The organism is Peribacillus sp. NPDC006672 (assembly GCF_050274955.1).
GTDB lineage: Bacteria > Bacillota > Bacilli > Bacillales > DSM-1321 > Peribacillus.
This window is the reverse complement of record NZ_JBNNOR010000013.1, coordinates 83,593-108,073: the sequence shown is the minus strand read 5'-3', so window position 1 is coordinate 108,073 and position 24,481 is coordinate 83,593. Positions and strand designations below refer to the sequence as shown.

25 protein-coding genes and 2 pseudogenes are annotated in these 24,481 nt (G+C 39.1%); 11 read left to right on the top strand and 16 right to left on the bottom strand.

Annotated features, from left to right (window positions below):
• Positions 1-10: 10 nt before the first annotated feature.
• Positions 11-1,801: a response regulator gene (locus ACQKKK_RS19850; RefSeq protein ID WP_427618438.1), complete on the bottom strand. Its 1,791-nt coding sequence runs from the start codon at positions 1,799-1,801 to the stop codon at positions 11-13.
• Positions 1,802-1,921: 120 nt separating this feature from the next.
• Positions 1,922-2,500 (bottom strand): sensor domain-containing protein, encoded by a 579-nt coding sequence (locus ACQKKK_RS19845; RefSeq protein WP_427618436.1) that lies wholly within the window; start codon positions 2,498-2,500, stop codon positions 1,922-1,924.
• 404 nt (positions 2,501-2,904) lie between these two features.
• Here ACQKKK_RS19845 and ACQKKK_RS19840 point away from each other — a divergent pair.
• Positions 2,905-3,015 (top strand): annotated as a pseudogene (locus ACQKKK_RS19840) (CPBP family intramembrane glutamic endopeptidase); the annotation flags it as partial.
• Positions 3,016-3,332: 317 nt separating this feature from the next.
• Here the strand turns inward: ACQKKK_RS19840 and ACQKKK_RS19835 are convergent.
• From ACQKKK_RS19835 to ACQKKK_RS19810, 6 genes are all read right to left on the bottom strand, one after another.
• Positions 3,333-3,932 carry a DedA family protein gene (locus ACQKKK_RS19835; protein ID WP_427618434.1) on the bottom strand — a complete coding sequence of 200 codons (600 nt, stop codon included), beginning with the start codon at positions 3,930-3,932 and terminating at the stop codon, positions 3,333-3,335.
• Between the two features lie 109 nt (positions 3,933-4,041).
• A complete protein-coding gene (locus tag ACQKKK_RS19830; protein ID WP_427618432.1) occupies positions 4,042-5,208 on the bottom strand; it encodes an MGDG synthase family glycosyltransferase in 1,167 nt (388 codons plus the stop codon).
• A gap of 217 nt (positions 5,209-5,425) precedes the next feature.
• Complete coding sequence (locus tag ACQKKK_RS19825; RefSeq protein ID WP_427618431.1) at positions 5,426-6,037, bottom strand: DedA family protein; 612 nt, start codon at positions 6,035-6,037, stop codon at positions 5,426-5,428.
• Between the two features lie 18 nt (positions 6,038-6,055).
• The gene (locus tag ACQKKK_RS19820) at positions 6,056-6,757 is read right to left on the bottom strand and encodes a polysaccharide deacetylase family protein (protein WP_427618429.1); all 702 of its coding nucleotides are present in this window, start codon (positions 6,755-6,757) and stop codon (positions 6,056-6,058) included.
• A gap of 35 nt (positions 6,758-6,792) precedes the next feature.
• A complete protein-coding gene (locus tag ACQKKK_RS19815) occupies positions 6,793-8,154 on the bottom strand; it encodes an ATP-binding protein (protein ID WP_427618427.1) in 1,362 nt (453 codons plus the stop codon).
• Between the two features lie 3 nt (positions 8,155-8,157).
• Positions 8,158-8,856, bottom strand: a complete 699-nt coding sequence (locus ACQKKK_RS19810; RefSeq protein ID WP_427618425.1) for a response regulator transcription factor — start codon at positions 8,854-8,856, stop codon at positions 8,158-8,160.
• 362 nt (positions 8,857-9,218) lie between these two features.
• Between ACQKKK_RS19810 and ACQKKK_RS19805 the strand changes: the two genes are divergently transcribed.
• The 3 genes and pseudogenes from ACQKKK_RS19805 to ACQKKK_RS19795 all read left to right on the top strand — a co-directional run bounded on the left by ACQKKK_RS19805 (position 9,219) and on the right by ACQKKK_RS19795 (position 12,060).
• Entirely contained in the window at positions 9,219-10,001 is a 783-nt protein-coding gene (locus ACQKKK_RS19805) for a hypothetical protein (protein WP_427618424.1), read from the top strand.
• A 164-nt stretch (positions 10,002-10,165) separates the two neighbouring features.
• Positions 10,166-10,557 (top strand): annotated as a pseudogene (locus tag ACQKKK_RS19800) (IS1595 family transposase); the annotation flags it as partial.
• 996 nt (positions 10,558-11,553) lie between these two features.
• Positions 11,554-12,060 (top strand): hypothetical protein, encoded by a 507-nt coding sequence (locus tag ACQKKK_RS19795; RefSeq protein ID WP_427618423.1) that lies wholly within the window; start codon positions 11,554-11,556, stop codon positions 12,058-12,060.
• Between the two features lie 200 nt (positions 12,061-12,260).
• Here the strand turns inward: ACQKKK_RS19795 and modA are convergent, their stop codons facing one another.
• Entirely contained in the window at positions 12,261-13,052 is a 792-nt protein-coding gene (gene modA / locus ACQKKK_RS19790) for a molybdate ABC transporter substrate-binding protein (RefSeq protein ID WP_427618421.1), read from the bottom strand.
• A 131-nt stretch (positions 13,053-13,183) separates the two neighbouring features.
• Here modA and ACQKKK_RS19785 point away from each other — a divergent pair, with 131 nt between their 5' ends.
• Positions 13,184-14,110, top strand: coding sequence for a substrate-binding domain-containing protein (locus ACQKKK_RS19785; RefSeq protein ID WP_427618420.1), 927 nt, complete (start codon positions 13,184-13,186; stop codon positions 14,108-14,110).
• A gap of 57 nt (positions 14,111-14,167) precedes the next feature.
• Here ACQKKK_RS19785 and bioB read toward each other — a convergent pair whose 3' ends face one another.
• Positions 14,168-15,160 (bottom strand): biotin synthase BioB, encoded by a 993-nt coding sequence (gene bioB, locus ACQKKK_RS19780; protein WP_427618418.1) that lies wholly within the window; start codon positions 15,158-15,160, stop codon positions 14,168-14,170.
• 104 nt (positions 15,161-15,264) lie between these two features.
• Positions 15,265-15,390, bottom strand: a complete 126-nt coding sequence (locus tag ACQKKK_RS19775; RefSeq protein WP_427618416.1) for a hypothetical protein — start codon at positions 15,388-15,390, stop codon at positions 15,265-15,267.
• 415 nt (positions 15,391-15,805) lie between these two features.
• Here ACQKKK_RS19775 and ACQKKK_RS19770 point away from each other — a divergent pair, with 415 nt between their 5' ends.
• The 3 genes from ACQKKK_RS19770 to bioA are packed head-to-tail and all read left to right on the top strand — an operon-like array spanning position 15,806 to position 18,455.
• Complete coding sequence (locus ACQKKK_RS19770) at positions 15,806-16,390, top strand: biotin transporter BioY (protein ID WP_427618414.1); 585 nt, start codon at positions 15,806-15,808, stop codon at positions 16,388-16,390.
• A complete protein-coding gene (bioD, locus tag ACQKKK_RS19765; RefSeq protein WP_427618413.1) occupies positions 16,369-17,076 on the top strand; it encodes a dethiobiotin synthase in 708 nt (235 codons plus the stop codon). The genes ACQKKK_RS19770 and bioD overlap by 22 nt, the downstream gene beginning before the upstream one ends.
• Entirely contained in the window at positions 17,073-18,455 is a 1,383-nt protein-coding gene (bioA, locus tag ACQKKK_RS19760) for an adenosylmethionine--8-amino-7-oxononanoate transaminase (protein ID WP_427618411.1), read from the top strand. The genes bioD and bioA overlap by 4 nt, the downstream gene beginning before the upstream one ends.
• A 54-nt stretch (positions 18,456-18,509) precedes the next feature.
• Here bioA and ACQKKK_RS19755 read toward each other — a convergent pair whose 3' ends face one another.
• Both ACQKKK_RS19755 and ACQKKK_RS19750 read right to left on the bottom strand, forming a co-directional pair.
• Positions 18,510-18,671, bottom strand: coding sequence for a hypothetical protein (locus ACQKKK_RS19755; protein ID WP_427618410.1), 162 nt, complete (start codon positions 18,669-18,671; stop codon positions 18,510-18,512).
• A 35-nt stretch (positions 18,672-18,706) separates the two neighbouring features.
• Positions 18,707-19,267, bottom strand: a complete 561-nt coding sequence (locus ACQKKK_RS19750) for a hypothetical protein (protein ID WP_427618408.1) — start codon at positions 19,265-19,267, stop codon at positions 18,707-18,709.
• Positions 19,268-19,399: 132 nt separating this feature from the next.
• On the opposite strand from ACQKKK_RS19750, the gene ACQKKK_RS19745 reads away from it, so the two are divergent.
• Entirely contained in the window at positions 19,400-19,798 is a 399-nt protein-coding gene (locus ACQKKK_RS19745; protein WP_427618406.1) for a hypothetical protein, read from the top strand.
• A 95-nt stretch (positions 19,799-19,893) separates the two neighbouring features.
• Here ACQKKK_RS19745 and ACQKKK_RS19740 read toward each other — a convergent pair whose 3' ends face one another.
• Positions 19,894-20,301 carry a hypothetical protein gene (locus ACQKKK_RS19740; RefSeq protein WP_427618404.1) on the bottom strand — a complete coding sequence of 136 codons (408 nt, stop codon included), beginning with the start codon at positions 20,299-20,301 and terminating at the stop codon, positions 19,894-19,896.
• Positions 20,302-20,935: 634 nt separating this feature from the next.
• On the opposite strand from ACQKKK_RS19740, the gene ACQKKK_RS19735 reads away from it, so the two are divergent.
• On the top strand, positions 20,936-21,355 hold the full coding sequence (locus ACQKKK_RS19735; RefSeq protein WP_427618403.1) for a hypothetical protein: 420 nt from the start codon (positions 20,936-20,938) through the stop codon (positions 21,353-21,355).
• A 251-nt stretch (positions 21,356-21,606) separates the two neighbouring features.
• On the opposite strand, the gene ACQKKK_RS19730 is transcribed toward ACQKKK_RS19735, so the two are convergent.
• Both ACQKKK_RS19730 and ACQKKK_RS19725 read right to left on the bottom strand, forming a co-directional pair.
• The gene (locus tag ACQKKK_RS19730) at positions 21,607-22,116 is read right to left on the bottom strand and encodes a MepB family protein (protein ID WP_427618401.1); all 510 of its coding nucleotides are present in this window, start codon (positions 22,114-22,116) and stop codon (positions 21,607-21,609) included.
• A 252-nt stretch (positions 22,117-22,368) separates the two neighbouring features.
• Positions 22,369-23,862, bottom strand: coding sequence for a peptide MFS transporter (locus tag ACQKKK_RS19725; RefSeq protein ID WP_427618399.1), 1,494 nt, complete (start codon positions 23,860-23,862; stop codon positions 22,369-22,371).
• A gap of 336 nt (positions 23,863-24,198) precedes the next feature.
• On the opposite strand from ACQKKK_RS19725, the gene ACQKKK_RS19720 reads away from it, so the two are divergent.
• Positions 24,199-24,423 carry a hypothetical protein gene (locus tag ACQKKK_RS19720; RefSeq protein ID WP_427618398.1) on the top strand — a complete coding sequence of 75 codons (225 nt, stop codon included), beginning with the start codon at positions 24,199-24,201 and terminating at the stop codon, positions 24,421-24,423.
• Positions 24,424-24,481 lie beyond the last annotated feature (58 nt).

Genomic DNA, 24,481 nt, shown 5'->3' with positions numbered 1-24,481 from the left:
CGTTCGTATTCTAGCTAGTGATCCCAATTTCCATTGCTTTCTGGACGGCTTCTTCCTTGTTACGGACTCCTAGCTTTAAATAGGCCGAGGAGGCGTAGTTTCTGACCGTGCCGTCCGACAAATACAGCTTGGAAGCTATCGTCTTGTACCGGAGCCCTTTGGCAACAAGCTGTAATATTTCTATTTCCCTGGTCGTCAGGTCATAGTCGTCAGCGGCTTTCGATTGCGATGATTCGATGCTCTCATCGAACTTCTCGAATATTTTATGGGACATCCCCTGATCGATTAGAGTGCCTCCCCGGTGAATAAGCCGAATCGTATTGGCCAGCTCGAGCGTTTCTGTCGATTTCAGCAGGAAGCCGTCCGCACCGTTGCGCAACAAGTCCAACGCTTGCTCCGAATCCTGGAACGTCGTAAGAATCAATACGCGGATATGCGGCCATTGCTGCTTGATCATTTTGGTTGCCTCGGCTCCGCCCATGCGCGGCATATCCAAATCCATAAGCACTACATGGGGCTGAAGGCGCCCGCACTGGTCGATTGCTTGTTCGCCATCCTCAGCCAAGCCATCTACGTTCAAATCTTGGTACCTGTCGAGCAACGTCCGCAGACTTTCCCGAATAAACGGCTGGTCGTCGACGATCAACAGGCGAATAAACCCGTCTGCCATTTCCGCTTGTCGCGGCAAAGTACAGGCGACAAGCGTCCCGTCCCCGGGATTCGTATAGACGGACACTTGGCCTTGCAAATTCATCGCCCTCTCCTTCATCGCGTTCATGCCGAAGCCCTCCCGCCACTCTTCCATCCCTCTTCCGTTGTCGTGGACCTCCAGCCTCGTATGTTGCTGCTCGAATTGCAGAGAAACGGTGATTTCCGTCGCCTGCCCGTGACGAACAGCATTCGTAAGCGACTCCTGCAAGCAGCGAATGAACGCCATCTTCGCTTGCCGGGACAGTTGGTACTCCTCTCCGAACACCCGAAAGCTTACATCGACCTGGGCATGCTCCTGAAATTCATCTCCAAGCTTTTGCAGAGACTGGACCAAGGAAAGCGACTGCTGCGGAGACTCCATTTGATGCAAGTATCCCCTCACTTCCTCGATGCTTTTGCGGCCCATCTCAAGCAAGGAATCAAGCCTTTGTATCCCCGTTTCGTCAGCAAGCTCGGGGCGCAGCGTTTCCATTCCCATGATGATGGAAGTATAAGCATGGCCGACTGTATCGTGGAGCTCCCTCGACAGCCTGCTTCGTTCTTCTGCCAGCGTAATGCGCTCGATTTGGGACATATATTGTTCAAGCACCGCATTTTGTTTACGGATCGTTTCATTTTGCCGATGATTGACGATCAATAAGTGAAAAGCGAATCCCAATACATAAGCAAATCCGTAGTAGGTTACCATGACCCAATAGCTGTTGCTTGGCGAAACCGCATGGAAAATTCCGGGCATCACAAAGACCGTTGCCGGAGCCGTCCAATGATAGGAAAGATGATTGCTGTTTGCCGCGATAAGAAACGCCGATACAATAAATGTAGAATAAGCATCCGGAAACAATGAGGTTAAATATATGCATAGTCCGCCATATAGCAGTATTTCCATGAACAAATAATATTTATAGTTGAGCAGCAAGCAGACCCAAGGAATGGAGAAGGCGGCAATCTCCCAAAAAATAACGATCCAAAGCGGCAGCGTTAGACCTTCCTGAAAACTTACCGTCGTAAGGATGAATGAAACGCTAGTAATAAGGCGGAGTGCCAACATAATCCAATCAAACCAAAACCACTGTTTAACCATATCCAACAAGTCGTTCACCCCCTAAGTAGCCTTCTGTTTTGTTCCTTATATTATAGACCTAACCTTCAATCAATTACATATTTTTCTAGTCAACACTGCAGTCCTACACAAAGTCCGGAAATAAGACCTTTATCGGTTTAGCTGCCGAATCATCATTCGTGTATAACCTCCCAATTTTTTCGCCAAAACATCTGCAAGCTTAAAGCTTATTGCAGTAAGCACCGCTCCCACAGCCATTATAAGGAGTGATTTCGCAAAAGTATCTACCTCCATATAAATGACATTCATATGGAGGTATCGATACAATAGTGGTGCAACCAGGAATGCAAGAGGTGCTAAATAGAGAACGGCTGCGCTGACGAGACTGAAAAGTCCGATCACGAACTTCTGCATTAACCAAAAGACGGCAGACCAGTTGCGGCGATCCGTAAGCTCTAATTTTGCTTGAGCCCAGACCGCTGCATCCGTTGTTACGATTCTGTCGTAAGGAGCCGTCGTAATATCGGTATAGATTTTCGTCTGCGTGCGCTCGAATTGGATGAACGTTGTAGTAGTTCGCAATACGCGTAAAACTAGTGGAATGCCGACTACCGTAAATGAAAGAGTTAAACTGAACGACAGTGCTACCATGTAAAAACAAAAGTAAAACAATCCTGTAACGAAAGTTAACAATAAAAAATAACCATTCTGGATGAAACCTGATTTCATAAGGTTCATCACTCCTCTCTGTGTAATATCCGCATCGTATAGCTTCTTCTGTCAACCGCACAAGTGTAAAAATGTCATATGACATTTTCGAAGAGTTACTTCCTATGCGGTTTGTGAAGTTTATTATGACGCCGATAATCGGAGTTGGAGTATTGGCTGTTCTCCTGCTTATTGGCATGTATAGCGAAAAATATTTTGAGCAATAAGCCCGCGAATGCCACAACGGCTCAATTGGTTTCAGGTGTCCAAGCTGTACTCCCAAACCGACAGCAGTCTAAAAACCTGGCGCTTGTTCCTGTTCCGAAAAACGAGATAAGCTTACGAAATAATCCAATATAGGATGGTCTCCAGACATGACAAAAAAGCAAGCTAACGTCATTTTAAAAATGACGTTAGCTTACGATGCCGCATATGGAAATCACTCTGAGATTTGGAAAGGAGAATCCGGTCTGATTACCGCTCTTATTATCTTTATTACTGCACTCATTGTGTCCAGAACCCCCAAGCTCGCAAAGCATGGAGTTGGCTGGAAACCATATATGGCAGAAACACACGCTGTAACCGGTATGCTCTGTCGTATTTCTCAATGGAAGAGCGGTCGTCAAAAAAGTGGAGTTAAGTAGGGTATCTTTCAGGAGGATTAAAGTTTGAAATAAAGTTTAATGAAATAGTGATTCAATCATAAAAGAATCCCACGCAATCTGAAAAAAGATTTAATCAGGATGCGTGGGATTAACTATATTCGTATTTCTTGGTTTCACATTAAATTTCATGACATTCCAATGGTACTTTAGCAATCTTGGTTACCTTTGCGGGCTATCCATAATCTTCATCAGACTTTGCTTTTCTTTTTTTTCATGAATCCACGAATGATCATTCCGGCAATAATGAGAACCGCCACAACTGCGATTGGCTGGATATATGGCTTGGCCATCTCATTAATCTGTCCCCAATTGCTTCCTAACTTCATCCCGAGGAATACAAAAAGTATAGACCACGGAAGTACAGCTAGTAGCGTATAATTCGTGAATTTCATTAAGGACATCTTAGAGATCCCTGCTGGAATCGAAATAGCATGTCTGACAACCGGAATGAACCTAGCCGTAAAAATGACGCTTGGACCATAGTTAGTAAACCAGGATTCTGCTAGTTCAATATGTTTTTTGTGAATGAATATATACTTTCCATATCGTTCTAAAAATGGTCTTCCCCCATAATATCCGATTAAATAAACAAAAATTTGGGCGATAGTTCCCCCAATCGTTCCAGCAATAACCGCCCCAACAAAACTGATGCTACCTTGGGAAACTAAAAAGCCACCATAGGATAATACAATCTCACTTGGAATAATTTCAATCATAAGACCAAGGGTAATTCCTAGGTACCCATAATCCATGAGTGTAAGTAAAATAGTTTGGATAAAGTCGTTCATAATTCAACTTCTCTCTTTCATTTTCGCTTTTCTCAAAACGAATCACAAATGTTGTTATTAACTTCCCGTGTTAATAGACCACTAGCGACAAGGATAATAGAATGACCAATTAGCTATAAATAACTTTTGACTGATTTGTGAGATAGGATGGCTTATTGACTTGTTTAAGATTAAGAATCAATTTCATAATGCTCACCATTTCCTCAGGGTTTTCCAATTCCATTTCCTTTTGATAAGTTTCGATGGATTTATCCCACTGATCCATTTTTTTATGGTCCTTTAATATATTAACCATTTGTTTTTCAAATGAGAATTTGCGATTGATTTCAAATACAAGTTTATAGTCTTTTAAATACTGTAGATTAATTTCCTCCTGTCCCGGCAACATCGAATGGACAAAAATCGGAAGCCTTTTTCGAAGTGCTTCACTAATGGTGACACCACCTGGTTTCGTAACGATTACATCTACTTCTTCATAAAGTTTGTTCATTTCCGATCTTGATGAAATATAAGGTAATGGTTTAATATGAGCTACATCCCATGTTTTGATCTCATCAAATAGCTTTTTGTTGTTGCCACAAAGTACAAAGTAATCAAAGTTGGTTGATTTCTTTAACTCACCAGCTAAATTCAATATCCCGCCAAGGCCACTATTTCCTCCTGAGATTAAAACTTTGGGCCGATCGGCGTTTTTTAAACCACTGGCCTTTTTAGTGATTTCCTCATGCACAGGAATACCTGTCACCATCATACTATGTTTCGGTATTTGATTCTTGCTTAATAGCTTTTCTTTCAATTCTTGACTTGGAATAAAGTGAAAATCAATCCCCTTGCTTCCCCAGACATTATTAATAAAGAAATCCGTATACACGTTGATAATTGGGACACTGCATTTCCCTTTTAATTTTAACTGGCTTAAGATTTGGGAAGGAAATCCGTGTGTACACACAATTAAGTCTGGATTTTCCTCATCTATCAATTGTTCCATTTTCTTCAAGAATATATGTTGACACCATTTAAATGGACGTTCCTTTTCCGAGTTAGCGTAAAAAAGGTTTTTGTAGGTGAGATTATAGGTTTCAGGTGCATAACGGATCCATTTCAAATATCCGGTCGTTATCACTTTTTCTAAAGAATTATTCGTATAACTTAACAGATCCACTTTTTTCAAAATGACTCCGTTTGTATGTTTTTTTAACAAATCCATTAAGGCCTCTGCAACTTGATGATGTCCCGACTGCATGCGGAAGAGAGGTAAAAACAAAACCTTCTTCATATATGTCATCCCCTATAGAAATCATTCTTTTTATCGATGGATACGTACTAAGAAAAAAGTCCATTTGTATGTTTCAATATCTTTTTTCCCCTTACAATATATCACTGTTTTTGTTAAAACCTTTCTTTTTAATCAATTTTTAATGATATGTTCATGGAATCATAAGCCCCAGTCCAAACTTAATAGCCCGATTAGAAAACCAATTATAGAACACTGGTTAATCCAATCGGGACGGTAATTTATTCTTTTTTTTCCTCTTCATATAATTGATTAAAATATATATCAATAAAAAGACTAAGAATACGACACCTAAAAGCGGAACATATTCCGGATTTATATGAAAGGCATTACCGATATAATACCCTGCCACTATAAGCGGGACAGTCCAGAGAAACGCGCCTAACAGGGAAAGGAGAATAAATTTGAACAGGGGAATATTATTGATTCCTGCGAAATACGGACTGATTTGTCTTATTCCAGGTAAATAAAATCCAAACACGATCGTTTTTTTGGTATTATTCATATACTTTTTCTGTACTTTCTCCCAGCGATCATTGGTAATGCCCACGAATTTCCCATATTTTTTTATAAATGGATACCCTACGTATTTCCCACATACATAAGCGATAAGCATCCCTATAAAGGCTCCGAGAAATGCACTGAGCACGGCTAAACCAAATGAGAGCTTATTTTGCCCAATCAGGACTCCGATTAGAAATAGAAGAGATTCTTCCGGAGCAGGAATCCCCACAATGCCCATGAGTAAAAAAAGAAATATGATAAGATAGCCATATAAGTTAATAAAATGCAGGATACTATCTATGTTCATAAAGTCCCCCCGAATCAGTTATAAGTCTTTTAATGTAATAAATTGAGTTCCCTTTTTTATAGTTTCCTCTAGGTAAATTTCCAAAACTTCAATCATATATCGGGGTGCTTCTTTATCCGCCCCTAAGGTTTCCCCACAGTCATGGAGCAGGAGGATCGAATTTTCCGTTGAGGTTGTCCGCAATTGATTAAGCAGGTCATTCCTGCATGTTTCCACTTTCCAATCTCCGAAAATGTCTGACCACATGATCACTTTATATTTCCTGCTGGCCATTTTCGTAAAAATATTAAAATGGCCCCAGGGTGGCCTATAAAAAGTGACTTTTTCATGCGTACATTCCATTATCGCCTTTTCCGTCATCCTCAACTGTTTCGATAACTGAAAGGGCGAGAGGATCCAGCTTGAAATATGATCAAAATGATGGATTCCAATTGTATGCCCCTCTTCATGCATTCGTTTAATGATATCGGGGTTATTTTTCACTTTACTGCCCACCACAAAAAACGAACCCTTTATCTCGTACTTTTTTAAAAGATCAAGTAATCGTGCCGTATATTCAGGGTTTGGGCCATCATCAAAAGTAAGGGCTATCCCATTATTTCTCTTGTTTGTTTTGGTGATGCCCAGTCTGCATACACGAATAATTACAGTAGGAAAAATCGAATAAATTAGAAATAACAATACTATGATACTCAGACTAAGTATCCCTATATGTGTCACTCAAAGAACACCTCATTCTTGTATTTAGCAGCAAATTACCTTTTGGGTAAGGATAATACCATCTCTGTTCCTATTCCGTCGATACTGGCCACTTTAATTTCCCCATTATGTTGATTCATTATATTTTTGGCTATCGACAAACCTAGCCCTGTTCCGCCTGTCTCCCGGCTTCTAGCCTTATCCACCCGGTAAAAACGTTCGAAGATATTTTCCATTTCATGCTCAGGAATACCAATCCCATAATCTTTTACCCGAATGACCGTAGAGTATAACTGATCCTCTACATATACATCAATTTTGCCTGTACTATATTTGATTGCGTTATCTAAAAGGATAATAATCACCTGTTTTATCTTCAATTCATCTGCTGTAATCGTAATGGTATCTTCTTGATAATGAAAATTTATTTCTCGCTCATAGACCTCTTTGAATTGTTTAAACACGTTCTCGCATAAAGTTATTATATTCACTGATTTAATATCTAAAGTATTTTCCATTTCTGTATCGGCTAATTCCAGCAGCCTTTCCGTCATTATCTGTATTCGGGTTGCCTCTGAATGAATTACATTTATAACATCCAATGCCTTTTCTTCGCTTTTTATCCGGCGGCGACGCAAGAGATCGGCATAACTCTTTATTATTGTTAACGGAGTCTTTATTTCATGTGAAGCATCTGAAATGAATTGCTTCTGTTTATCCAAATTTACATCCAATCTGCTCATCATCCGATTGAAAGTAACAGCCATTTTTTGCAGTTCATCCTTTGTTTCCTCTTGGATGATGATTTTTTTCGGAATACCGCTTTGTTCAATATCCTCCATCGTATTAATCATATTGGAAATAGGTCTCATAATTACACTCGATAACCACCTGCCGCCTAGCAGCGATAACCCCGCCCCTAATAGGGTACAAAAGGTGAGAATGGAAAGTAATACATCCTTCCCTAATTCCAGTCCTAGTAATCTATCTCCAATTTCTAAAGTTCCAACAACTTTACCTTTGGATTGGATAGGAACCCTAACGATTAATATTTGTTCTTCTTTATGCGCTTGTTTAATTGTGCTTCTTTGCGCTTCTTGTTTAGTAGAAAATTCCCCTTTAAATTTCTTAAGCAAATACTGGTCGCTGGACACTTCGCTACTGATTTTAGAATCAGGTTGAATGATTCTTATAAATGAATGATTCGTCAAATATGTGGTTAATTTTTTTTCTAATTCATGGGGCGTATCATCCATTTGTATTTCAGCAATGACATTTTGCGCTTTATGAATTAATATATCCTCTTCCATATTTACAGTAATCTTCATAAAAGAAAAAAATACAACAGCATTGACCGCAATCAACACACAGAGTATCCAAGCCGTAGTAATCAGGTTAATTTTTGTTGTAATTTTCATTACTTATTTCTCCCTTACAGTATAACCAATTCCTCTTACCGTCTGAATGATTGTCGGGTCAGAAAAACCTTCTTCCGTTTTCTTTCTTAAATGGCGGATATACACATCAATTACATTGGTCTCCCCTTCATACTCATAACCCCATACATTCATCAGGATATTTTCCCGCGTCACGATTTTGTTTTTATTGGATAGTAAGTAAATGAGTAAATCAAATTCCTTTGGGGTTAACGCTATGGAAGAATCCCCCCTCTTAACCTCTCTAGTATCGAGATTTATGAATAAATCTTTTATTGATAAGATCGTTTCCTCTTCTCTCGAAGCATTGGCAGTTATTGAATTATGACGTATAGCTGAACGTATTCTTGCCAATAACTCATCGATTTCAAAGGGCTTCGTTATATAGTCATTGGCCCCTTGGTCTAGTCCTGCAACCTTATCCATTGTAATATTGCGAGCTGTTAAGAGGATGATTGGCAGTAAGGAGTTCTCATTTCGGATCCTTCTTAAAACTTCAATGCCATTCAGCTCAGGTAACATAACATCTAAAAGTACTAAATCTAATTCTTCGTGCAATGCGGCTTCCAACCCCGACTTGCCGGTATGGGCAACAAGCACTTCATACCCCTCGTATTCGAGTTCTATCTTTAATATCGCCGCTATCTGGATTTCATCTTCTACAACCAAAATACGCTGTTTCATTTAAAACCCTCCTACTTGAGTGGTATATGGCAAGGAGTTCACACCCAAATGTGTTTATCGAATTTAGCTAGGAATATTCCTTGCATCTTATACACGAAAAATTGTCCTCCGCTAAATAATTCAATCCCCTTTAAATTTGCTCCAAAGTCCTGTATTTTAATCGGTTCCAATTATTCTTGAAACGCTCTTCCTTCAATTTAGCATTATTTTGCTTTTTATTTCGCTTTTTAATTGATTTTTAATCCTTTTTTCAAGTTGCGTTAAGGTTGAATTGATATATTGTCTCTAGGGAACAGCAGAAATTGCCAATGAAGTTTTATCGAAAACGAAATAAAACAAGAGAAAATCAGGAGGGTTCATTAATGAATGATATAAAAGGCCCGTCCATCGGGCGTCAGATGTTGAACAAAGTTCCTGAAGTCATCATTTACTTCTGGATAATCAAAGTAATGGCAACCACTGTGGGCGAGACGGCTGCAGACTTCCTGAGTGACAATCTGAACTTGGGCTTGGCCAATACGACCTTAATCATGAGTGTTCTTTTAATCATAACGCTTTTCTTCCAATTCAAAGCGAGTAAGTATGTGCCAAGGATTTACTGGCTCACGGTAGTGATGATTAGCGTTGTAGGTACGCTAATTACCGACAATCTCGTGGACAATCTCGGGGTCAGTCTGGTGACGACAACTATCATCTTCACAATCGCGATGGTGGCGACATTTGCGGCTTGGTATGCGAGTGAGAAGACGCTGTCCATTCACTCTATCTACACATCTAAACGAGAAGCGTTCTACTGGTTGGCCATCTTGTTCACTTTCGCCTTGGGTACAGCAGCTGGTGACCTCATAGCAGAAGGTCTCGATATCGGCTACTGGAAGTCTGCACTTATGTTCGCGGCGTTGATTGGGGTGGTTGCCATCGCCCACTACGGTTTCAAACTAAATACAGTGCTTTCCTTCTGGATCGCCTACATCTTGACCCGTCCTCTCGGCGCCTCTCTTGGCGACTATCTCTCACAGCCTCATGATAAGGGTGGACTTGGTCTAGGTACGACGGGAACCAGTTTGGCCTTCCTCGTTATAATCTTAATCCTGGTCGTCTATTTGACCAAAACAAGAAGAGATGTGAGCAAAGTTGTAGAGTAGGGCAAGTACAATCTTCTGATGAAATCAATGTCCATCACTTAACATATAGACGCCTTGGTTCAGAGGATTCCCCTCACTACACCCATGCCGGGCGACAACAGTAAAAGCCACCAAATTGGTGGCCTCAGTTTGTAGACAAAAGGGCTTCGGAAAACGTAACTTTGATCAAAATGGAACAAATTGATACCACCCTTACATCTCATTTTAAGAGTGATACGGTGCTTATTTCCGATGCTCACAATTCTTACAAATCTTATACGTCTAGTAACGATGTGGAGCACGTTATCATAAACGGCAGTAAGAAAGAATATGTAAAGAAAGGCATCTACCACCTCAATAATATTAATAATTACATTCACGTTTAAAGAAATGGATACGTCTTTTTAATGGTGTTTCTACGAAGTATTTACAACTTTATTTAGTGTGGCTTCAATTCCTCGACAATAGAAAAATGGAAAGTGATTTGAGCAAGAAAAAGCAAATGCTTATCTTGGCAAGTGTTCATGGAACTTGGGAAACCGCAGATAAGTTCAGACTGAGAGATTTTGCATTCTAAGTGCCAAGATTATTCGTTTTATACAGGAAATAAAAAATGAGCTGGGAAATGAATCTCCAAGCTCATTTTATTTTGGTGTCCATTTTTTAAAGCACCAGTTAGTACAATAACTAACTTGTTCGAAGTATCCATAAACTGAGCGATAAAAAGGCTCCTTAAATTAGGAACCAATAAGACTTTGAAAAAGATGGACGGTCAAAATTGTTGTTAACAAGCACCCAAAGGAAGTTAATAATATTATTTTTCTATTGTCTTGCTTTTCTTTAGGTTTAATTAATTCATAAATCTGTACAATCCATATCACCATAGTTACAAGGGTTAGAACCCCGGTGGACAAAACACTCACCTCCGAAAGATTATTCAGACTTGTTGTTTATTAAAAAGAGAAACAAGAGTGTATTTGGAAAGTTATTTATTTCGCAGTGACCAAACTTTTTGTTTACTTGTTCAACAAAACTGTTGCGTTAGTTTCAGTACATTCTTTCAAAAACTTATTTGTATTTTAACATAAATATCCATTTCGAGTGAGTCTTATTTTATTTGATATATGGCAGAATTCATAATACCACTTTTCGATAAATCAACCTTTACCTTTAACATAGCCATTTTATAACACAGTTGATTGGAGTGGAAGGTGCGAGACTCCTGAGGGAAAAGCGCGTCTGGGGGAGGCCCCGCAGGCGCAAGCCGAGGGCTGACCGCCCGCGGAAAGCGAGTTTCTTGAGCGGAAATCAACGTCCAAATTTTACTAGCCATAAAAAAACACCCCGTAAATGTTAGTTTCGTGTCTAACATTTACGGGGCAGTTCAGAGTTTGTCTACAGTCTGAAACACCCAAATACAGGGTGTTTTTTTAAAACATGTAGTTTGTTGTAAAACAATAATGTATAAGAGTTTATTTACTGGAAATTTCAAGGAAGTTATACTAGAGATATAAATACAAAAATGGAATAAAGACGAATTAAAATCAGTAAATCACTTTTAGGGGGACAAACCTTGCTTGCTTTTAAAAAAATTACTGTAGGACTTATTGTTATATGGAGTCTTTCTGCTTGCGATAACGATCAGGAAAAAGTCATTAAAAATGAAGAAGCAGACTTACCTCAACAAAACCAGGTTCAAGATTCTACACAACAGAACAAAGAGCCTTCGTTCAGCGCACCAAAGTATCATATGGCGGGCGGTTGGACAAATGATGAATTTTACATAATGATCAATGGCAGCAGCGACATTAAAGGTGCTGACAAGTATATACTGCAAAAAATCCCGAAAAAGGGAAAAGAGAAAGTCATAAAGCATTTACAGTTAACCGAATCAACCGGAAATAAGCTAACTGCTATAATCTATAGTGAAGATTCAAATAAGACTTCATTTCTAACGTTAGAAATGAACAACGAAAAAACTGAAATAACTATAACAATGCAAAATGAAAAACCCGTCACTTACAAAAAAACAGATCTTATTCCAAGCGAATTTAATCCTGAATATGTATGGGGCACTTAAAACCAAAGATAAATACACCCCCGAAAACATAGTGAGGATGTCAAAAAAAATAAAAATTAAACTCTAAAATACCCTATAAGAGGTATTTTTTTCTGACCTCTGAAATCAGTAAAAAATAAACAAAGGTGATAGATCACCTATCACCCAATTAAACCAATGTATCTTTATTTAAAAACTGATCGTTTAACAAAACAGCGGAATTAGTCCAAATCTTCAAATCCATACTTTTTAAAAACCTTGTCAGAATCTACACTTTGAAGATAGTCGTAAAATAGTTGCGCTTCCTTTGGGTGTGAACTATTTTTGATCATTCCTACCGGATAAATGATCGGATCGTGTAAATCTTCCTTGGCTGTTGCAACGATATCAACTTTTGATGAGCTCATGGCATCCGTTTTATAAACGAGTCCAGCGTCCACGTTTCCTGTTTCCACATATGTAAGCACTTGCCGGACATCCTTGGCATATATCAATCTATCTTCAGCCTCTTTCCAGAGATTCATGTTTTCCAATGTTTGTTTCGCATAATGCCCTGCCGGTACAGACTCTGGCGTACCGATCGAAATTTTAGTAGCCTTTTTGAGGTCTTTCAATGATCCCATTTCCTTATCGGAGTCCTTTGGCACCACCAGCACCAGTTTATTTCCGACTAAATCGATCCCGTTTTTCTCTTCAATAAGATCTTCATCTACTAATTTATCAAATTTATCTTCAGCAGCTGAGAAAAACAGGTCCACAGGTGCGCCTTGGGAAATTTGCTGCTGAAGAGCTCCCGAGGCTCCAAAGTTATAATTAACTTTCACATTTGCATTTTCTTTTTCAAATGAATCTTTTATATCATTTAAAGCATCTTGCAAACTTACAGCTGCGGAAACCGTCAATTCCACTTGCTCCGCCTTCATTTCTGTGTTTTCCGCTTCATCATTTGAACACCCTGTCCCCACTGTCACAAGCAGCATAATCGAAAAAATCATAAAGTATATTTTTTTCAAAATCACCCTTCCTTTCTAACCAGTTATAACTAGTTATATCTAATTATAACTAGTTAATCTAATATTTCCTATTTATCTATGAATTTACTTTTCAAAGGGCACTAAGATACAATAAGGACGGAGGGATGCACATGTCGCAGGAGCTATCCTATACAATCGAAGAAGTGGCACAGCTTTTAAAAGTATCTAAATTGACGATATATGATCTTGTTAAAAAAGGGGAACTGCCTGTATTCCGAGTGGGCAGGCAAATGAGAATGGATGCAAAGGACTTAGAGAAATATATCACTGACAGTAAGTCCCTTACATCCCCGGGTCCTATCGCCGAACCCCATCGGAACGAAGAGAAGGGCACACCACCCCTTGTCATCAGCGGTCAGGACATGGTTTTGGATATACTCGGGCAGTACATCGAGAAGGATTCCGGCCATAAAACACTACGATCGAACACAGGGAGTTTAAGCGGGCTTATATCCATGTACAATGGCGATTCCGACATCGTGAGTATGCACATGTTTGATGGAGATACGGGTGAGTATAATCTTCCATATATAAAAAAGATCTTGGTTGGCTATCCTTATATTTTATTTAATCTCGTTTCAAGGAATGCAGGTTTATATGTTAAAAAAGGGAATCCTTTCAATCTCACCACCTGGAATGATTTAAACAAGGATCACTTGACCATCATCAATAGGGAAAGAGGATCTGGTGCAAGGATCCTTCTTGATGAGCAGCTAAGGATCCATAAGATTCCGCCTAAAAACCTTAAGGGGTATGAAAATGAGGAAACCAACCATTTAAGTGTCGCATCAGCTGTTTCATCAGGCATTGCGGATGTCGGCGTTGGAATTGAAAAAGCGGCAAAAATAGTCGGAGTCGACTTCATTCCATTGATAACGGAACGTTATGACCTTGTTCTATTAAAAACTCCGAAAAACGAGCAAATCATAAAAATCGTCAAAAGAATTTTATCCTCGAATCCATTTCAAGCGGAAATCGATGCTTTAGGTGATTATGATATTTCCAGGACAGGCTCGATCATTCACGAGACATTTTAAAAAGGAAGGCTACTGCAACAGCAGCCTTCCTTTTTACTTTTCTTTTTTTCATATTTCCTAAAGAGCACATTCTTCGATTTCAAACCCCAGGTCTTCGATGATTCCCCAATCCGCCGTTGGTTCTTGACCAGCTGTCGTTAAATAATCTCCGACGAAGATGGAATTGGCTGCATAAAGTGCCATGGGCTGCATGGAACGAAGATTGACCTCACGACCGCCGGCCAGACGGATTTCTTTGCTCGGGTTGACGAATCTCATCATCGAAATCAGTTTCAGGCATTTAGTGGGGGTCAACTCGGAAGTTCCCTCAAGAGGCGTTCCGTCAATTGCATTGAGAAAATTACAAGGAATGGAATCCGCATCAAGGCTGCGTAAGGATAGAGCGATTTCCACTGCTTCCGCAGCAGATTCCCCCATACCGAAAATGGCACCTGAACATGGGGACATTCCAGCATCTTTCACAGTTTCGACTGTATCTACCCGGTCCTCATATGTATGTGTTGATGTAATATTGCTGTAGTTTTCCTGTGATGTATTCAAGTTGTGGTTGTAGCGATGAACGCCTGCTTCTGCTAGTTTTCCGGCATGTTCCTCATTCAGGAAACCTAAACAGCAGCAGATTTTAAGATCCGTCGTTTCACGGATTTCTTTTACCGCTTCAATGACATGATCAATTTCCCTGTTGGTCGGACGACGGCCAGAAGCAACGATGCAATATGTACCAGCTTTACGACGGATTGATTCTTGCGCTCCCTCGACAATCTTTTCTTTAGTCAGCCATGCATATTTATCGATCGGGGCTTCCGACACGATCGACTGCGAGCAGTAGCCACAATCTTCGGGACATAATCCTGATTTCGTATTGATGATCATATTCAATTTGACCTTTTTTCCATAATGATGCTTGCGTATGAGATATGCTGCATTCAAAATTTCCAAAACTTCGCCATCTGGGGCTTGTACGATTGATAATGCCTCTTCGGCCGTAACTTTATATCCTTTAATCACACTCTCCGCTAACAACTTCCAATCCCTTACTAATGTTTCCAAATTCAATCCCTCTTTTCTTTTAATGTTGTCTATTCCTTTCCATGAATCTGCCGCGATTCATTACGAAGGACTCGCGAAGTTCCAATCGATACGAATACTGGTGCCTAGATCCCGTGCTTATGTACTTCCTTGGGAAGGAGCTTGGCCCGGGCAAGAATCGATGCTTCCCTCCCGACACCTGCAGATAAAGTGAACGCTAACACTCCGACTCTAAAGAGATAGTCTATCAAAGACCTGCTTCCTGCAATTTATCCCACCTTCTGTTGCTACCGCTTTTAGAGCGTCCCCATTTCGATATCCATCTTTCCCTTCAAACCAAAATGTTCGGAAGTTCCTCATTTAGAATGGTAGAAAATCCCTGGTAATGGAGCATTAAGTGAAATTAATGGCATAAACGAACACCTAAAACACTCAATGTGTTAACTAAAATGGTTTAAAGTTAACATATGGATGAATAATACCATACAAACAAAATATTATTCAATGGCTATTTTTCAATATTTTCCTAGTTTGTCCTTGAAAAAATGAGAAAGCATGTGCTTTATATGTTAACTTAAATATAAATTAGTTGACATATAAAATAGGAATCAGGCAAACTAATAGTGGGCATTTTGCCTGCCATTTCTAAAAAAGGAGGTGAAAACCTTGAAAGCAAGAACGATTTCTTATGTGGCCCTTTTTACTGCGTTAACCGCAATTGGCGCCTTTATTAAAATACCTATCCCTTATATACCATTCACACTGCAAATTCTGGCAGTCTATTTGGCAGGCGCTTTGCTGGGGCCCCGTCTTGGGTTGCTCAGTCAGTTATGCTACGTCTTGATCGGACTTATCGGGTTACCAGTGTTTGCTGAAGGCGGGGGATTCGGTTATATATTCAAACCCACTTTCGGCTATTTGCTCGGATATATTCTGGGAGCCTATGTAAACGGATGGCTGATCAACCGGTTTTCCCTCTCCACAATTCGTTCCATATTCTTTGCTAACGCTGCCTCTTTGCTGACCGTTTACTTCTTCGGCTGCATATGGCTGTATGGTGCAATGAAGTGGATTGTGGAAACGCCGCTTTCAATCAACCAAACGATTCTTTACGGCTTCTTATTACCGGTACCCGGTGATTTACTGCTGTGCATTCTATGTGCTGTCATCATTCAACAAGTACGTCCGCGAATTGCAAGATACATAAACGTAAAGGAGCTGAATCATCCATGGGCCAAGCCTACTTCATAACCGGAACTGGCACGGATATTGGAAAGACCATCGTCACGAGTGCACTTTATCTGTCTCTTCAAACATTTGGAAAAAGCGTCACGATATTCAAGCCATTTCAAACAGGGTTCAATGAGGAAACGAATACATACCCGGATATTTCTTGGTTTGAGCAAGAACTAGGTGTAAAGGAATCAGGGTTTTACACACTGGAACCCGAAACCTCTCCACATTTGGCGATTAAATTAACTGGGAGTCTAATCGATGAGAAGAAAGTCGTGGAAAGGGTTCAGGAACTTGAGGAAATGTATGACATCGTATTAGTCGAAGGAGCAGGTGGATTGGCTGTGCCGCTCATCGAACGGGCGGAAGGTTTCTATATGACGACGGATTTCATAAGGGATTGCGGCATGCCTGTCCTCTTCGTATCTACAAGTGGTTTAGGAGCGATTCATAATGTTGTGACGACGCATTCTTATGCACAAATCCATGATATATGCGTTAAAACCATTTTGTATAACCATTACCGGCCAGAGGATCGGATTCATCAAGACAATATCGAAACCATTGAAAAGCTGACAGGGCTTAAGGGGCTCGCCTGCATTCCAACACTGGCCGATGTTAGAAAAGATTTGAGAATCTGCATCCTTGATTTACTTGGTGACCAAAATTATACCCAACAATTGAAAGAGGTGTTCAAAGCATGAACAGTCAGGATTTAGAACAATGGGATAAGGAATATGTATGGCACCCGTTCACACAAATGAAAACGTATCGGGAAAGTAAACCGTTAATCATTGAGCGCGGGGAAGGCAGCTATCTGATTGATGTGGATGGCAAACGCTACCTGGACGGCTATGCTTCATTATGGGTGAATGTGCACGGACATAACGAGCCGGAATTAAACGGCGCTCTTATTGAACAAGTGAACAAAGTCGCGCACTCAACGCTGTTGGGATCTGCAAATGTACCATCGATCTTACTGGCAAAGAAGCTGGCAGAGATCACTCCTGGTTCTTTATCGAAAGTCTTCTACTCTGACACGGGATCTGCCGCTGTGGAAATCGCCCTTAAAGTCGCTTATCAATATTGGCAGAATATCGATCCCATCAAGCATCAGAATAAAAACAAATTCGTCTCCCTTGACGAAGCATACCATGGCGATACTGTTGGAGCTGTAAGTGTAGGCGGGATGGATCTATACCATAGAATCTTTAAGCCCCTCTTATTTCAACGGATTTCCGCCCCTTCACCATATGCCTATCACATGACTGAATATGGTGATCAAGAAGCAGTGAAAAGCCATTGTTTGAAGGAACTGGAGAAGTTGCTGCAGGAACAATCAGAGGAAATTGCCGGATTGATCATCGAACCGCTTGTGCAGGGGGCGGCAGGTATCATAACCCATCCCCGGGGCTTTTTGAAAGAGGTTGAGCAATTATGCAAAAAGTACGATATCCTCCTAATTTGTGACGAGGTGGCCGTAGGGTTCGGTCGCACCGGTACGATGTTTGCCTGCGAACAGGAAGATGTCGTCCCTGATATCATGTGTATGGGCAAAGGGATAACTGGGGGATATATGCCACTCGCAGCCACCATCATGAGCGAGCAGATCTTTCAATCCTTTTTGGGAGAACGAGAAGAACATAAAACCTTCTATCACGGCCACACCTATACAGGAAATCAGCTAGCCTGTGCACTGGCCCTGAAGAATATCGAGCTAATGGAAAGCCGGAATCTCATTAAAGAAATCCAGAAAAAATCAAAATACCTATCCGAAAGACTGCAAGCGCTATCCGAACTTCCGATCGTAGGCGATATCCGCCAGCGCGGCTTCATGATTGGAGTGGAAATCGTTAAAGACCGCCAAACAAAAGAAACGTTCACACTCCAAGAGAACGTCGTTTCCGGAATCATCCATATCGCCCGGGAAAATGGACTGATCATTCGAGAACTCGGTCCCGTCATCACGATGATGCCCATTCTTTCCATGTCAGAAAAGGAACTCGATTTCATGGTCGAAACGGTCTACCGTGCCATTAAGGAAGTCTCCATTCATAAAGGATTGATCCAAGCAGCAAACTGATATAAAAAGAACCGGAAGAGCATGCCTCATTCCGGTTCCTTCTCGATTGGATTTTCATTTCTTCGCAGGAGACTTCGTGAAATACGCAGCCATTAAAAGAAAGATCACAGATAATGTCCACAGTGTAATTCCCTTCCATGGGAAATCAACTATTAAACCAATCATCTGCACGGCTGCACTTAATAAAATGCAAATCATCATTGGCCGGATTTTCATCCTGCACCTCCTCTGGTTAATTCATATGAGAATTTTTACTTTAATTCAATTTTCTTGGACCAAAACTCTAATGCCTCCATTGGCTCTTCTCTTGTGTGTATATAATACAATTCCACATCACTTGGTTTTATGTTCCTTGGGAGATTGAATGTAAATTCAAATTCACTGCTTGTATGTAAATCAAAAATTTGCGGTTCCCACTCGAGATGAGTTGTTTGCCCAATCCAATCTTCTACTTCTTTCTCTAAAAGTTTCCCATCCATTTCATTGTAGGATTTAACTCTATTTCGTTTAACATTGGAGACTTTCTCATTATTAGGGATATAGAACACAAGAAAATCAGCAGGAAATCGAAACGCATCTAACCGGTCCTTCCAAACTCCCCCTACGATGTATGCTTCATTTTCTTTATGAACAGTTAGTTGCAACGAGTCAGGTGTTGTGTGGTACAACGTATGATACATGAAGTATCCTATAAATGAAATTACTGCTAGTAAAGGACTCAACAAGAATATCGATACTACCCTTTTTCTCTTCCAAAAACGAATGCCTCCATATGTACAGCCTATAATGATGAGTATGATAATAAGAAACATGAAAAATCCCCTTAAAAAATTTTTATTAATGAATTCAACTTAATCTCTTAAAACAAAAAATTAAAATTTTCTAAACCCTTACATAAAAAAAATTATTAGGATAAAAATATAGTGAAAAGGAGTGATGATCCGGTGCTATATAAAATAGGTGTTGTTATTTTATTGTTTTCCTTAACTATTTCAACTACAGATAATGCACAAGCTCAATCGTTATCTAATCAAAATCAAAAGATTGTTTTTGAATATACGCCTAATTACAATCGTCTATATAGCTTTTTGAATATAACTGATCAGGAATATACAAATTCAATTAAGGCAGGAAAGACTATGGCAGAAATTGCTGAAAATCAAGGCATTTCAAAACAATCTTTAGTTAATTTTTTATCAAAAGAGATGACTGCTCAATTAGATAAACAGCTCAATGAAGGCAAAATCAATAAGGAAAGCCATGAACATATAAAAAGTAATTTAAACAGTACTATTCAACATGATATTAATTACAGATTTCAAAAACCTAATTCAAAACCTTAATGATTAGAAATTAAGGACAACAAAATAATGAAATTGAAAAGAGCTGCGCGTAATAGTCAATAAAACTGACTATTACGCGCAGCTCTTTTTTTAGATCATCTATAAATTTTAGCTCCAGGACTTATTACATAATACCAACCATTTGTATCATTATTAGTTTCAGCAAACCATGTAAGTGAATAATCCCCTCTTGGAATGTCTTTAAAAGTTATATTTGAGTTGAAGTCAGAAGTAACATAAATTCGTTTAACAAGCTTTCCTGTATCCATATTTACTAAATCCCATCTTGTTGAAGCTTTTTCACCAGAATGAACACCCCATTGTTTAATTCTAACCACGATGTTCCCACCCCCATGGTTATCAATAGTACACCCATCATATGTACCCTTACTTGTAAATCTAACTGGAAAATCATCACTGACTGTAGCACCAGCTTGAAATGGGAAAATAGAAACAGATAAAAATAAAACTAGTAATACAAGTAAATTCTTTTTAAGTTTCATAATATAAATGCGCCCCCTTTTATAAAACTACCATTATATTCTAATTATACTTTTTTATTACAATTTTTGTATTTAATTAATAATACAAATTTTTACATAATTAGACGTTTTTCCTTACAGACAAGGTACCTTATCGCCACCTCGACAGAAGCCCATAAATAGCATTCTATGAGCTTTTATTGTTTTCCCTTAAAAAGGCGCAAATTTGTTTGAAAGCATTATAAATGGAATTGAACAGGCAGGTAGAAACATACAATGGGAACAAACTTGTCAGCAACCACAATTTAAGGGCAAATCTAAAGGTATATCAAGAAAGCCTTATCAAGGCATGGAAAGAGAATAAAAAAAGGCTCCCTTAAAATGAGCCTTTTAGCCTTGAAGACTACTGATGTTTCTAATAATTTTCTGACGATTTCACATTTTTTGGAAAATTATGTTATTGTTCTTATTATAGGGTGTAAAGGGAGGCGTTTATTATATCCAGAGTACTAATATTATTGGTTACATTATTATTAGTTTTACAAATATTTGATGTGGATACTAAATTGAACATCGACCATAGAGTATCCGTAATAATAACACTTGTTATATTTTTATTAGCAATTTTGCTGAAGAATAGGAAAGGAAGAATCTAATGAAAAAATTCAAAGTTTCTGCCTCTATTTTGGCTTGTGGATTAATGTTTGCATCTATTAGTCCGTCATTCGCTGAAGCAAGTAATAATAAAAGTAATGAGACTACATGTAGTTGTAATGAAATTCCAGACTTTTCTACAGGAACACCAATAGATCCTAATTTTACAGGTCCCGTTGGTGATCAAACAGTTAATGGAATTTTATATAGTAAATATCACATCAACGCTACTCAAGCATCAAAAATAGGGAAAGCTTTAGCAGGAGGCGCTGGAGCTGCGGCGAGGCGAATCAAACAAAGGGATTTCGGGCGGCATCCCGGCTTCAGGCAAGAAATAAATGAAAATGGTGAAACAAATGATAAGCATGGAAAAGATGATGGCAATAAACGAAATGCTCAAGAGAAATTTCTTACTTGCTAAATATAAGCTGATCACCAGACTTGCAAACCCAATGATCAAATAAATGCTGGCACCAACATATGAATTCAACTTTGGGAGAATCCCCGTGATGAAAAGGAGAACGAAAGTCATTTGCAGGGATATGCATATTCCAAGTATTTCATTTTTACCTCCTTAGAAAAGTTGAGTGAGATATTTAGGGAAATATAACACTCACCTCTAACCGCTTCTTCATGAACCATTGATAGCCAAGTGGTTTCTGCATGGAAAATTCACACAGAATAAAGTTCTAATATTTTTTGTATGGGTAACTTATTCGCATGACTCAAATCAACAAAAAAGGGTAGTTGCCACTTTTGAGTTGTTATTGCCTGTTTACTAGTTGGATTATCCCAAATAGGATAAATCCTTATTGCCATTTTCCCTTTTACATTTTGCGTTTTAAGGATATTTTGTTTTGCGAGAATTTCTTTCGGAAAAATAAATTGCCCAAAATGGTTATTACTCATTGAGGTATTGATGACCAATAAGTCAGGAGAATGTTCATATGCAAAGGGTTGATTTTTATTATTTTCGTCTTTTTCCCAAAACGCAACAAACTGTCCCACTTTATTGGGTGTTATTTTTGCGACTCTAAATCGAACCGACTTTGCATTTAAGTGAAATGTTCCAGCTCCGTATTCCGAATTTTGATATTCATCTTGAATTGATTTTATAGACAGATGATTAGGTTCATAAACTATTTTGTTTACATGAGTTAAAGCTCTATAAAATTTATTCATTTCTCTGCTCCTATTTTCAGCTACTTTGGAATGAATCTTCATTGGTGTTTTAAGCATAAACTATGAGGCTGCTAAAACATCATATCAATTTTTTGGTAAAAATGGTATTTGATTATTCTGGCACGGTCGATACAATTTCAATGCGAAAAAGCAAGATACACAAAATCATTGTAATAAAAAAGATGACCCCGTTTAATAGAGGTCATCTTCATTATATAGTCCATTCCTTTTTTCCTTACTGCTGGTTAAGTGTTAGCGAATGCCTTTCATGTAACCTTGAATCTTTGGTGATAAGGCCATCAGGGCCAGTCCAAGGATTATTGAAGCAACGCCAATCACTCCAAAATAAGCCATTTCGGTTTGAGGAGTGTAGAATCTGACGATTTGTGCGTTCAGTGCTTGTGCTGCTGCACTTGCCAGGAACCACAGGCTCATCGTTTGTGCCGAGAATGCGGCCGGAGCCAATTTTGTAGTCGCTGAAAGTCCAACAGGGGATAAACAAAGTTCTCCAAGCACTACAAGGAAATAGCTAAGTACAAGCCATAGCGGATTGACTAATGAGTCTGATCCACCGAAATAAACAGGAAGCAGGATCACCAGGAATGATAAACCGGCGAACAGTAGACCTATTGAGAATTTTTGAGGTATGGTCGGTTGGCGCTTTCCTAGTTTAATCCATAACCATGCGAATACTGGTGCAAGGGTAATGATGAACAAAGGGTTCAATGATTGGAACCATGCCGGGTTTATTTGCAATCCAGCAAAATTCAACTGTGTCCGTTTGTCTGCATAATTTGCTAATATAGTTGCACCTTGCTCTTGAATCGCCCAGAACATGACAGCTGCTATAAACAAAGGAATATAGGCTATCAATCGTGAACGTTCAACAGAAGTTGTTTTAGGGCTGCGGTACATGAAAATGAAATATAGGGTTGGAATAAGGATCCCTAGGATACCTACAAGATTAATAAAGGTTTTAATCGTTAAGATACCATTAGCGGCAGTGATGCCGATGATGGCAGCTACGATCAATGCAGCTATTCCCAATTTAGTGAATACGGTTTTCTTTTCATTTTGTGATAATGGGTTAGCAGGAAGAGTTCCAGCTAGGCCTAGGTTCTTTTTCTTTGTTACAACAAAGACGATTAGCCCAATTAACATACCAATTGCCGCCAGTCCAAAACCAAGGTGGAAGCTGTAGTTCAATCCGACTGTACCAACAAGAAATGGTGAAAGGAATGCACCCATGTTGATACCCATATAGAATATACTGAAACCGGAATCCCGGCGATCGTCATTTTCCGCGTATATTTCCCCTACAATGCTGGAAACATTCGGTTTTAATAAACCAGTACCCAGAACAATGAGTACCATGGAAACAAAGAACATGGAGAGACTGCCTGGTACAGCAAGGACAATATGCCCGAGCATGATCAAGATACCACCGTAAAATACGGATTTTGAAGTCCCGAAAATCCTATCAGCAAGCCAGCCGCCAATTATACCTGACATATATACTAAAGATCCGTAGATGGATACAAGGGCAAGGGCTGTGTGTTCATCAAGACCTAGTCCCCCTTTAGAAACTTCGTAATACATATAGTAAACAAGAATGGCCTTCATGCCATAATAGGAGAAACGCTCCCAGAACTCAGTAAAGAAAAGGGTGAATAGTCCTTTTGGGTTTCCAAAAAAACCTTTTTGAGGTACACTATCCACAATTTTCTGTTTATTTATCGTTGCCATACCTAGCCCTCCTTTTATTATTGTATAATAACTTTTATTTTCTCTGTTGTAAACAAATATTTAGTATATTTAAATAATTAAATTCAAAATAAATAATAGTAGCTATTTAACAAAGCACAAATCACACTAAAATTCCCCTAAAAAAACACCCAATCAATTTAGTCAATAGGAAGCTGCCATGAATGAATGTTGCCCTAACTTCACCCATGTATTACGTTTGATATCTGTTTGGTTATCATTCACAAATTAATGAGAATGATATAAAGAAAAAAACCCCAACCAAAACCGCTATATACATCGTATAATAGAAATAACAAAAAATGAGGAGGCACAAATATGATAGGGCTAGTAACCGTTGTATTGATATTTTCCATTCCCATTATTGCAATCCTAACAAGCCATTTCGAAAAACAAGCAAAAACCAAACAAAATATGATTAAAGACGAATTGGAACTCGAAAAACTTAAACACGCGAACTTCCTTATTGAAACGGAAAAAATGAGGCTCGAACTGGATCAGATGAAATTTGAGGAATCAAAAGACGAACCAAAGTTACTGTAATCGCGTAACTTTGATTCGTCTTAAATTAACGAGTATTTTGAGTTCTCCGTTTTAAAAA